The organism is Paenibacillus sp. FSL P2-0136 (assembly GCF_037975325.1).
GTDB lineage: Bacteria > Bacillota > Bacilli > Paenibacillales > Paenibacillaceae > Paenibacillus_AQ > Paenibacillus_AQ silagei.
Genome location: NZ_CP150244.1, coordinates 2506436 through 2518523, shown reverse-complemented (window position 1 = coordinate 2518523; position 12088 = coordinate 2506436). Strand labels below are relative to the sequence as shown.

The 12088-nt window shown below is 55.1% G+C and carries 8 protein-coding genes; 2 read left to right on the top strand and 6 right to left on the bottom strand.

Annotation, left to right across the window (positions count from 1 at the left end):
• Window positions 1-6: 6 nt before the first annotated feature.
• Together NYE26_RS10375 and NYE26_RS10370 are read right to left on the bottom strand one after the other, a co-directional pair.
• The gene (locus NYE26_RS10375) at window positions 7-1608 is read right to left on the bottom strand and encodes a response regulator (RefSeq protein WP_339255569.1); all 1602 of its coding nucleotides are present in this window, start codon (window positions 1606-1608) and stop codon (window positions 7-9) included.
• Window positions 1609-1686: 78 nt separating this feature from the next.
• Window positions 1687-3432, bottom strand: a complete 1746-nt coding sequence (locus NYE26_RS10370; RefSeq protein ID WP_339255567.1) for a family 43 glycosylhydrolase — start codon at window positions 3430-3432, stop codon at window positions 1687-1689.
• A gap of 240 nt (window positions 3433-3672) precedes the next feature.
• On the opposite strand from NYE26_RS10370, the gene NYE26_RS10365 reads away from it, so the two are divergent.
• Window positions 3673-4446, top strand: a complete 774-nt coding sequence (locus NYE26_RS10365) for an AraC family transcriptional regulator (RefSeq protein ID WP_036724936.1) — start codon at window positions 3673-3675, stop codon at window positions 4444-4446.
• A gap of 598 nt (window positions 4447-5044) precedes the next feature.
• Here the strand turns inward: NYE26_RS10365 and NYE26_RS10360 are convergent.
• On the bottom strand, window positions 5045-7027 hold the full coding sequence (locus NYE26_RS10360; protein WP_339255564.1) for a glycoside hydrolase family 31 protein: 1983 nt from the start codon (window positions 7025-7027) through the stop codon (window positions 5045-5047).
• Between the two features lie 125 nt (window positions 7028-7152).
• Here NYE26_RS10360 and NYE26_RS10355 point away from each other — a divergent pair, with 125 nt between their 5' ends.
• Window positions 7153-8043 (top strand): AraC family transcriptional regulator, encoded by an 891-nt coding sequence (locus NYE26_RS10355; protein ID WP_339255562.1) that lies wholly within the window; start codon window positions 7153-7155, stop codon window positions 8041-8043.
• Here the strand turns inward: NYE26_RS10355 and NYE26_RS10350 are convergent.
• Genes NYE26_RS10350 through NYE26_RS10340 form a run of 3 tightly spaced genes read right to left on the bottom strand, consistent with a single transcriptional unit; the run spans window position 8040 to window position 12068 of the window.
• Window positions 8040-9551, bottom strand: coding sequence for a glycoside hydrolase 43 family protein (locus tag NYE26_RS10350; RefSeq protein ID WP_339255560.1), 1512 nt, complete (start codon window positions 9549-9551; stop codon window positions 8040-8042). The two genes, NYE26_RS10355 and NYE26_RS10350, sit on opposite strands and share 4 nt — an antisense overlap.
• A gap of 18 nt (window positions 9552-9569) precedes the next feature.
• Complete coding sequence (locus tag NYE26_RS10345; RefSeq protein ID WP_339255558.1) at window positions 9570-11003, bottom strand: glycoside hydrolase family 43 protein; 1434 nt, start codon at window positions 11001-11003, stop codon at window positions 9570-9572.
• Window positions 11004-11048: 45 nt separating this feature from the next.
• A complete protein-coding gene (locus NYE26_RS10340; RefSeq protein ID WP_339255556.1) occupies window positions 11049-12068 on the bottom strand; it encodes an endo-1,4-beta-xylanase in 1020 nt (339 codons plus the stop codon).
• Window positions 12069-12088 lie beyond the last annotated feature (20 nt).

The following is a 12088-nucleotide window of genomic DNA, read 5'->3' as shown; positions in this document are numbered from 1 at the left end:
CTGGCATTAACGGTTGCCCGTCCGGTTTCTATATTCTGTAGGCGTTCTCTGCTCCAGCTTCTCGAACTGGGTGACGAAATAATCGGCATTCTTGAATCCGACCTGCTCGGCGATTTCATAGATCCGCAGATCGGTCTGCCGCAGCAGCTTCTTGGCCTCGGTGATACGCAGCTGGAGCAGATAGTCATTGAAGTACATGCCGTAATTCTTCTTGAACACCTGGCCAAGATAGGCTGAGTTCATAAAGAACTGGCCTGCGATCTGCTTGAGGTTCAGGTTCTCATGGAAGTTCCGGTCCACATAGCACTTGATCCGGTACAGCCCGCTGCTGCCGTAGCTCTGGTACAGCTCTTGAATCCGCTCCGCCGCTTCCAGCGCAAAGGCTTCGAACAAGGACCTCAGCTCCGCAAGGGTGATGTTATGATCCGGCCAGTTCATCATCGGGACAAGGCTCGCCAGCTGCTTCTCATCCCCCTCCATGCTCCGTATAGTATGCAGCACACTATGGACGCATTGAATGGCTACGGCCTTCATCGCTTCCCGGGAGACCAGCTTCTCCTGAAATTCTGCGAACAGCTTACCGATCCCGCCCATGATCTCCGTGTGCTTACCCTCCTCAATCGCTTCAATCAGCGCCTGAAACACCCTACTACTGGTATGGATGTAGTTCAGGGACAGACCGGCAATATCAGAGGACAGCAGAATCGGCTGGGCAGGCCGGACATATTTGTACTCCACAGTCTGCTTGGCCGAGGTATACGAATGCTTCAGCTCCTGAAGCGTGCTCACCGGCCTGCCCGCATACGCTTGAACCTGCAAGGGATAACGCTGATAGAGCTTGCTCAGACAATCCTCCAGGAAGCTGCGCAGCTCCCCTTCATGGTTCGCCAGATAATGTTCCGGCACAATGAAGCCGAAGAACCTCCGGTGCTCATAGATAATAGGCGTCTCTGCTGTGAACTGCTGCACCGCCTGCCGGATCGCCTCCTTCAGCTCCGCCTTCCCGGGCATGGACTGCCCGCTCCAGGGGAACACATTGTTCACCTCCAGCAGCACATAAGTGAACTGGCGGGACCCCGCCTCTATCCACTGCTGCTCCCAGGCGTCAAGCACTTCATCCGCCGCTTCCCCCCGGATCAGCGCCTCCACCCGCTTCACTCCCTCATGAATGCTCAGCCGGTCCTGGAGCTGCTTGCGCGCAGTGAATAAATCGCGGAATTTATGAAGCGCTTTCACAATTTCGTGCTCATTAATCGGCTTCAGCACATAGTCCAGCACGCCATACCGGACCGCCTGCTGGGCATACCGGAAATCGTTATATCCGCTGATAATGATAAATTCCGTTCCAAGCTGCTCCGCGGTCACCACCTCAATCAGCCCGATGCCATCCAGGACCGGCATGCGGATATCGGTGATTACGAGCTGCGGCCGCTTGGCCCGGATCAGCTCCAGCGCATCTTCCCCGTTGTCCGCCTCATCCACTATCCGGAATCCGCTGCCCTCCCAGTCAATCATTCCGATCAGGCCCTTGCGGACAAACAGCTCATCATCGACAATAATGATCCCGTACACTTCAGCATCCACTCCTCCGGTAAGATCGTGAAACAAAGGGAATCCCCGGCCTAAGTAAACGGTCAAGGATTCCCCGATGATAAGGAATATTATAGAGTTAGGCGGGCCCGTAGTCTAGCCTACGATGACTTCCATGGATACCTGCTTCAGGCCCGGATTCAGGTCCTTCTCCTCGGTAAGATCCAGAACTGGAGCACCATCAATGTCAAAATGCACACGGCGCAGGCCGGAGCTGCGCGGTCCCTCGATTCCCGGTCTGGCGTGGTAGGCGTTCCAGATGACCCCGTCCTCGTCCGTCACATAGGAATTATGGCCCGGCCCGTATTCTCCCGGTACGCTTCTGGAGGTCAGCAGCGGATAATTGCCCTTGGTCCAGCTCTGAATATCCAGCAAATCTGCCCCCTTGTCTGCGGTCAGCAGACCGACCACATAAGTAGCATCCACCGCTGCACTGGCAAAAGTCACGTACAGCTTATCATCGGTATACAGAGCAAACGGACCTTCATCCACGAACGTATGGTTATTGGCCCAGCCGTAATCCGGCCGGGTCAACAGCACCGGATCACTCGTCAGCCTCCACGGCTCCTGCGGGTCAATCGTGGCGATATAGACCCAGGCTCCAAGATCCACCGGCAGGAATTGGCGCTCCGACCATGCCGCATAGAGTTTGCCGTTCCAGCGGATGACGGTCATATCCAGCGAGATTGTTTTGCCTGCCTCGCACAGATAGCTGCCGTCCTTCTTCACTACCCGGCGGGGCCTGGACCAGTCCGCAGCATTCATGGGACTCCCGCCCGGATTCAGCTTCATCACATGTGATTCCTCTTGGAAGAACTCGCCGGGTGTTGCGGCATGGAAAATATACAGCTCGTCTTCAATGATATGGAGTTCCGGTGCCCACAGCAGGCCGCCAATCTCTTCATACGTGGAGGAATCGAGGATCAGGGCTTCCTCGGCAGTTACCAGCCCGGGAATCGTATCGGCTTCCCTCATATACAACGTATGTTCCTTATCCGCATCATTAGTCGCAATGAAATAGTATTTCCCCCTCCACTCTGCAATGCAAGGGTCCGCACGGTTAAGTGCAACCGGGAATGGAAAGTGATCCTGATGGATCTCACCGGTGATGCTATAGGTTCCGGCCTTGTCCCAGTTGATGGCATCCGTGTTCCAATGGACTTTTTTGACAGCCTGCGTTCCATCACTATATAGGGCCGTTGCCCGGACCCCCTTCACATCCTCCACCGATGCCGCATTCACACGGTCCGGTACTACGACAGCAATGTTCTCCGGTACCGTAAGCTTACAGAAGAGTCTGCGGGCTATCTCAGGGGAGACAGCGATCCTATTACGCGGCTGGATTCCCTCGATATCAGTCTGCACCGCTTCCAGCGTGAACGGCTCCGCCTCCACCGGTGCTGAGACATTCGTAAGGCTCATGATGTCGGCAGTGAAATTCTCGTAGCCCTGACCCTGCCCGTCTATCCATTGGATCAGGTAACCGTTCCGCTCCGGGTCGTAGGTGCAGGAGACATCGCTTACACGAGTGTCTGCCTTAAGCTCCAGCAGTCCAATCTCGCTGTATTGCAGCAGATCGGGAGAGGAGAACAGCAATACCTTGCCCTTGCTTTGTTCATCTGCTTCCCCGTCAGCCTCAGTGCGCACGGCGAGGACGCCGAAATTCCCGTCTGCCAAGTAAAAGAGATACGGCTGCTTCAGGCTTTTGGCCCGGAGCGTCCCATCCTCATTCTCCGTCGCCTTGGCGAACAGGACACCTGAGTTATGATTCAATGCCTGATACTGGCCCCTCTCCGTCTTGTAAGCCAGGTGCATACTGTAAGCCAGCTTCGATGCATACACGATATCCTCCTGCGGCAGTCTTGTATAGCAAAGGATATCTTTCCGATCCTCGTTTTGTTGTGGTATCATGGATTCATAACCTTCCTTCATATTGATAATTACTAATAACAATAATCACGCACTGTTCGGTTAACCTTAGAATTCACTCTTATATCCACTACAAATTATAGAGATTCACCGAAATTCTAACAATGATATTTACTGACCATTAATTGATCTATCCGCAGAAAGGAGAAGCCCATGCCCACAATTCATTACGTGGAATACGATGCCGCACATCCGGCCAATTTCGTCTACAGTATCCCCGAAGGACTGGACGCCTGGCTTCTTGTCCTGACCCAGACTCCGGCGGTGTTCGAAGTGGACGGTGAATTGAAGGAATTTCCCGCTCACTCTGTCGCTCTGTATCCTCCAGGGCACAACATCTATTACCGCGCCTGCTCCCGGAGGTATGTCAACGACTGGGTCCGTTTCGATGCGGATGAATCGTATATCACCGAAAGCGTCCTGCCGCTGGGCAGCCCGTTCTCCCTGCCCGACCCCGGGTATTGCCATCAGCTGTTCCAGCTGCTGTCGCTGGAGAACTCGTTCCAGAACGATTACCGGGAGTTGTCCATTGACTACCTGTTCCGCCTCTTGTTCAACAAGCTGTCCGAAGCGTCCCAGGACAAGCTGACGCCGCAGTATTATAATCTGCTGGAGCTGCGCAAGACGCTGTACAGCAATCCGGGCCACCCTTGGACTGTATCCTCGATGGCCGGGTATCTGCACATCAGCACCGGCTACCTCCAGACCATCTACAAATCCGCCTTCGGCATCTCCTGCATGGAGGATGTCATCCAATGCCGGATTCGGCTGGCCAAGGAGAAGCTGGGCTTCGGCCAGCATAAAATCGCCGAGATCGCCGCCCTCTGCGGCTACGCCAATGTCGAGCATTTCTGCCGCCAGTTCCGCCAACTGACCGGCTTCTCCCCCCGCGCCTACCGGGAGCGGTTGGCTTCCAAGCAACATTAATAATTATATAAATTGAACTAATGGTTTTTATGTTTTGGGATTGCCGTGACTCCAGAGAAGTTTTGGACTTCCGGCCGCTGTTGTATTTGAATTTCCTGAATAAAACCGCTCTTAGCGGTAGAAATCCAAATACAAAGGCGGTCGCTACCGCTCCTCCAGTTCCAAAATTCCCCTCCGCCACTTTTCCCTTAACTTAAGTTTTTAGTTCAATCTATATAGTTGGAAAAAAGTATCTTAATTGTGATCATTCGCAGCATCTGAAGGAAATAGTTGGATAAACGTCATTTAAATTCAAGGATTCCCTCCACTTTGAATGTTCCGCTTCAGATTAAGTGCTGTTTTTCCATCTGCTCTCTGGCTAGCGCTCCTCCGTTCCTTAACACGTGGATAATTTCCAACTAATCCTAGTTAGAGGCATGGCAAAACCCTTGCCAAGGCTGTTTCTAGCTTGTATACCCCCCAATAATGCTTTACTTTTCGCTATCTACCTTCGCCCACGCCCATTGTGTTCGGTTTTTTGCTTACATTCGGCCCACATAACAGAGCAGCGACCCTCCACTATCAGGAGAATCGCTGCTCTATTTAACTATTTTCTGCCTTACTCCTCAGTCCCGCCAAGCACAGGCAACTCGGCACCGTCCCGCACAAACAGCGGAATCTGCGTAAGCGGCGCATCGACCATAATAGCCTGTCCGCCAGCATAGGCAGTGCCGGTATAGACATGAGTCCACTCTGAGCCGGACGGCAGGTACACCTTACGCGCCCGTTCACCCTCGCCCAGCACCGGGGCGACCAGCAGATCGGGACCGAACATATACTGGTCTTCGATATCCCAGGCCGCCGGGTCCTGAGGGAAATCATAGAACAATGGACGCATAGGCGGCGTGCCCTTCTCATGTGCCGCCTGCATCAGCCCGCGGATATACGGCTTCAGCCGCTCCCGCATCTGCATGAACTCCTTGAAGATGACATACGCCTCATCCCCGTAGCTCCACACTTCATTATCCGAGCCGCTTCCGCATACGCCCCCGCCCCGCGTTCCGGTGGGCTGAACAAAAGGGGAACGGTCCCCGTGCAGCCTGAATACCGGAGAGAATGCGCCGTACTGGAACCAGCGGACCATCAGCTCCCGGAAGGAGGCATCTGCCGGATTGCCCCCATGGAAGCCGCCGATGTCGGTGGTCCACCATGGAATCCCGGCCACGGCCATATTCAGTCCGGCCCGCACCTGAATGCTGAGCACCTTGAAGCTGGAGTGAATATCTCCGGACCATACGAGCGCCCCGTAGCGCTGGCTGCCCGCCCAGGCGGTACGGACCAGATTGATGATATTCTCCTGGCCTTCAGCCGCCATGCCGTCATAGAAGGTCTGGCTGTATTTCATGGGGTAAATATTGCCGATCTGCTTGCTCGAGCCGATATGATAACGGTAGATATCATGGTCGTAGACCGTCAGCTCCGGCTCCGCCTCATCGAGCCAGAAGACCTTGATCCCTTTATCATAATAATTCTGCTTAATCAGTCCCCACAGGAACTTGCGGGCCTCCGGATTCGTCGCATCGAAGATCGCATTCTGGCCGAGGAACTGGAATTGCGTCCGCACCCCGCGGTCCGAGCGCAGCAGGTACCCTTTTTCCAGCATCTCCTTATAATTCTCGCTCTCCGTCTGGACCGTCGGCCAGACCGAGACCATCAGCTCAATGCCCAGCTCCTGCAGCTCCTGCACCATCGCCTCAGGATCGGGCCAATATTCCGGGTCAAACCGCCAGTCCCCCTGATTCGTCCAGTGGAAGAAATCAATCACGATGACGTCGATCGGCAGACCCCGCCGTTTATGCTCCCTCGCTACCTCCAGCAATTCCTCCTGCGTACGGTAGCGGAGCTTGCATTGCCAGAACCCCATGCCATACTCCGGCATCATCGGTACGGTTCCCGTAGCCTTGGCATATGCCTCCTCGATCTCGGCAGGCGAGTCACCGGCGGTGATCCAATAATCCAGCTGCTTGGTGGACGGGGCTGTCCATTCGGTCACATTCAGACTGAAATGCGCTTGTCCGATCGCCGGATTATGCCACAGGAACCCGTAACCGGCGCTGGACAGCACAAACGGAATACTGATCTGGCTGTTGCGGTGGGTCAGCTCCAGCGAGCAGCCCTTCAGATTCAGGAAGGAGTGCTGATACTGCCCCATGCCATACAGCTTCTCTTGCGGGTCCGCCTCCAGCCGGAGCTTCACGGAGAAGTCACTGCTGCCGGGGATGGCGCTTAGCTCTCTGCCCCCGTATTTTAACTGATAGGTATCCTCCGTCTCGTTAAGAAGCAGCTTGCCATGCTGGTTATAGAAGAAGATCTGTCCCTTATCTGTTATTTCCGCCCGGATATTCCCGTTCACAATCGTCGCACATTCTGGGGTAATTGATATATGACTCAGCGTCTGCACAGCAGGCAGAAGTGCCCACTGCTCATCGGTAATCTCCGCATACGAAGCCCGGATACGCAGCGAATGCTCTCCCCAAGGCTCTATCCAGACTCTCTCATGGTCATATTCTCTGATTAGTCTGCCATTCTCTTCACGAAACATAGCGCGATCCCTCCAACAGTTCTATAATAAGGTTGCAACCACATTATAAAGAGTGCAAAGCCGCTATACTATACATAAAAGTACGCATCTATCATACGATATTACGATTGTGTGGAGGGAATAAGATGAGTGAAGCGTTCGAGGACAAGCCTTATCCATGGAAAAAAGAGCACACGGAAATTCCCGAGGGCCTGTTTCCCATCAATGTATTTCATATCTGCTTTCCGGACCGCAGTATTATTCCGCCTCACTGGCATGACCATCTCGAATGGATTCTCGTGACCAAGGGCCGCTTCCGCGTCCAGGTCGGCCCCCACTCCAGAGAACTGGTGCAGGGTGAGCTTGCCTTCGTCAGCCGTCCGCAGATTCATGCGGCCTACCCGACAGAGGATGGCAGTGAGCTGTATGCGGTTGTCTACAACGAAGCGCTGCTGAACGGTATACGGGACCTGACTGAGCTTCAGCATATCCGGCCGCTCCTCTCCGGTGAGATCCGGCTGCCCGCCTTCTATGGGGCGGACCAGCCGGTTACCCGCCAGATCAGAGGATGCATTGAACAGATTATTTACAGCTACCAGAGCAAGAGCCCCGGGTATGAATTATGTATCAAAGGCGGCCTGTTCTCTTCCCTGGGTCTAGCTTATCCCCTGGCAGAGTTCACAGCACCGCCTTCCAAAAGAGACCGGCAGGAGACGGGCATCCAGCCCCTGCTGATTCACCTTAGCAACCATTTCCATGAACCGCTGACTGTGGAGGAGGCCGCACGGATCTGCTGTGTGACCCCCAACTACTTTTGCCATCTGTTCAAAAAGAATACCGGCAAGACCTTAATCGAATATGTGAACATGCTGCGGGTGCATGAGGCCAGCCGCCTGCTCCAGCTTCGCCGGCATTCGATTCAGGAGGTGGCCTTCCGGGTCGGATTCACGGGCCTGACGTATTTCGGAAGAATATTCAAACAGCATACATCGATGACACCCAGCGAATATGCATCCCATTTCCAGACCCGGGCTTAATCCTCTCTGTGATAACGGAAATAATCGAAATCGGCATAGCCGCCGGTCTGCCGGGTCGCATAATTGAACAAGCCGATCCGGTAGCCCATGAAATGATCCAGCGAATATTCCATATGCAGCGTCTGCCCGATGGAATGCCAGACCTCCCCGCCTTGTGAGTAGAAGAACCGGGCCTCGTCCACACCATCCTTGAAGTTGAAATCAATCCTGAGGGAGAGACGCTCACCCGTGAATGGGATACTCTCCAGCACTTCAACGCCATCGTCACCCTGGATACACATATCCACGGTGAACTGTCCCTGCTCTCCGGCGGTTACCTCAACCGTGCCGTACCCGGACTGGAGAGCAACCATGCCGGCCCGGTCCCCTTCGTTCATGCCGCCCAGATACAGCAGCGTCTCGGCACTGCACGCCGGACCCTCCGTCCGCTGGGTCAGCGTATTGCGCGCCGTTACGACACTTTCAGCTGTCCGGCCTGTATGCAGCCGCAGACAGCCCGGCCGCTCGGTAACCGACCATAGCCCGTTATCGGGATTATGGTTCCATTGCCACTGAAGCGCCAGCCGGTTCTCCGTATACTCGAACTCATCGCTGATTACAAGCGGCTTCGCCTCCTCGGCGGGAAGCTTCGTATCGAAGGCCAGCGGAGCCTTGCCGCCATCCCCGATCACCGGCCAGTCGTTCTCCCAGCTCACGGGGAATACGCAGGGAACGCGTCCAACCGCCCCGTGATCCTGGAACAGCACAGCATACCAGTCGCCGTCCTCAGTATCGACCAGCCCGCCTTGCGCTACACCTCGATTCTCGTAGCCCAGGTTGTCGTCCAGAATAACCCTGCGCTCATACGGACCCAGCAGCTCCCGGGACCGGTAGCACAGTTGGCGTCTGCGCATGTTGCCCTCTGCAGGCCATTCGATGAAGAACAGGTAATAATACCCGCCCCGCTTATGGGCATGACAGCCTTCCATCCGCAGCATAATGCCCTGCCGCTCGCCTTCCAGCAGCATTTGCTCCGTTCCGAAGCGCATCCAACCTGTAAGGTTCTCATTCAGCTCCCGGATGCGGATGTCCCCGTTCCCGTAGATTACATAGTTGCGCCCGTCATCATCCAGCAGCAGCGCCGGGTCATGGTGCAGGTCCGGGATGACCGAACGCTCCCACGGTCCGTGCTCAATATCACGGGTCTGGTAGATATAGAACCGGTCCGTGTCATTGGAGGAGAAGCATACGTAGTAGATTCCGTTCTTGCACCGCAGCGAGGCAGCCCAGGAACCGCCGCCGTAAATGCCTTCGCCGTCCTCCAGCCGGAAGGCCGGAGTGTCCTCGAAGGTATCAAAGACGTAACTGACAATCTCCCAGTCCTTCAGATTCACCGATTTCATAATCGGGCAGCCTGGCATAGAGTGCATGCTGGTGCTGACCATATAGAACACAGGGCCGACCCGGATGACATCCACATCCGGGACATCTGCCCATATCACTGGATTGGTAATTCTGGCTGTATTCAATGTTCTGCCCCCTTGAAGTTAGTGTTCTTGTGCAGTGAACTGCCAAGCGGCCAGCTTGAACAGGCTCTTATCGCTCTCTCCTGTGAACACCAGATAGAGGTTGTGAACTCCCTCTGCTCCCTGGACCTCTGTCTTCAATTCTACCCATTCCTGCGAGCCGTCCGCCGCCGGAACCGTCAGTCTGCCGATAACCGGACCCGCAAGCTCATCCAAATGCAACTCCAGCACGCCGCCCGCTTCCAGGCTCAGGACCGAGACTTGGAACGACTCAGCTCCGCTGCCGAAGTCTACCCTGGAAAGTCCGATCCAGCCGCCCTGCTCCACATCCGTGACCGCCTGAACTCCGCCCTCGGCCAGGTATACTGTCTTCACCCCTGCGCTCCAGCCCATCGTTGCCGCCGGAATCCGTTCATACGGGTTCAACGCTGCAAGCTGCTGCACACCTTCGTAATCCGCATGAATCTCGGGAATGGACCCGTCCTCATGATGAGTCAGGCGGTTAAGATGGGTGGAGCGGTAGCCGTTCGCAATCCCTTGGGCCTTGGACAAGGTCTGGGCGTGATAAGCAATATACCAGCTGTCATGGAACTGGAAGACCGCATGATGGTTATTACCGGATACGCCGAAGAAATGTCCCGGATTCTTCAGGATCGTCCCCTGATAAGTCCATGGACCCATTGGGCTGCTGCTCGTCATATACGCGATCTCTCCCGCAGGAGGGCTGCCTTCCGGCCGCTGCCCGTCATAAAAGTTCGAGCAGTAGGTATAATAGTAGACTCCGTTCCACTTATGGATTCCGGCATCCTCGAACATGAACGGGGCCGGAATCACTGCCGCTGTACCCGCCACACTGGTCATGTCCTCACCCAGCGGCATTACCCGTGCTGTGCCCGGCTCGGCGAACTGTCCTTCCGGGACGCCGCCTCCGAAGTAGATATACCCCTTGCCGTCGTCATCCAACAGCACTGCCGGGTCGAACAGCCAGGTCACATCCTCTACCCCAGGCGTGGAGCGCAGAATCAGTGCCTCCCCGATCGGGTCCACCCATGGACCCACCGGACTGTCACTCGACAGAACGCCGATGCCGCTGGCATTATTGGCGAAGTAGAGGAAGAACTTGTCCTTACCGTCAATTACGGTATGAAGTGCTGCCGGTGCCCAGGACTGGGTTGCCCACTTCGCTGCACCCTCCGGTCCGGCTACAGCTATCGGACCATGATCGGTCCAGTTCACCAGATCAGCGGACGAGATTACGGTAATCGTATTAATGCTGCTGTAGGAGTTCTCCTTCACCACACCGTTCTCATCATACTCCAGCGCATCATTGGTCATGTACAGATAGACTCTGTCCCCGAATACCAGGGCATAAGGATCGGCTCCGTATCTGTGTGCCACCAGCGGATTGCCATTTGGCTGTACCTTGCCGGCAGCCTGCTTCAATTGAGTTGTCATTGGATTCCCTCCAGATATGATATGGTGTCCAGCTTGGGACGAATATTAAGATTGCGAAGCCGCCAGCTCGGCCAGCCGGGCGAATGAAGCCTTCGGCTGCTTCTGCTCATCGAACAGGAACGGCCAGTTCTTGCGTCCCCGGACGGGGAAGCCGTCCAGCCAGGTGTAGTCATCGGCCACGCCCCAGAAGGTCACCGAGTCAATGGAGTCTCTGAATTCCAGCAGAAGAGCGAAGATCTCGGCATAACGCTCCTCCTGAAGCTTCAGCATTTCAGCTGTTGGCGCTTTCAAATCCGTGCGCTTGTCGTCATGACGGAACACGGAGAGGTCCAGCTCGGTAATATGGATCTTAAGCCCCAGCGACGCGTAGAGCTTAAGAGCACTACGGATCTCCTCAATGGAGGGACCATAGATATTCCAGTGTCCCTGCATCCCAATACCGTGAATCGGCGTATTCTGATCTAGCAGGCTGCGGACCAGCTTGTGGATTTTGACGCTTTTGACAGGATCGGTCTCATTATAGTCGTTGTAGAACAGAAGAGCGTCAGGGTCCGCCTGATGTGCCATTTCAAAGGCCTGACGGAGATAATCCTCGCCGATGATCTCAAGCCACCGCGTATCCCGCAGATACTGGTCTGTTTTATCCTCAATCGCTTCATTCACTACATCCCAGGCATAGGCCCGTCCCCGGTAACGGCCCACTACCGTGTTAATGTGGGTCTGCAGGCGGGCAAGCAGCTGCTCTCTGCTGCAGGCTCCGCCTTCCGCATCCTTGAACATCCAGTCTCCGGTCTGGTTATGCCACAGAAGCGTATGCCCCCGGACACCGATCCCGCGCGACTCTGCGAATTCGAAGATACCGTCCGCAGCCTCGAAGGAATAGCTCCCTTCCTCCGGCTGAACCTCTACCGGCTTCATTTCATTCTCGGCTGTAATGCTGTTGTAATGCTTGGCAATAAAAGAACCCTGGGCAGCTATAATGCCAGTACTGACGGCAGCCCCTATTTTAAAGGCCTCCCGGAACATCTCATGTAATGCAGGAATTTCGCTGCTGGCTTGCTTCATCTTTTCTAACCTCCATTGAA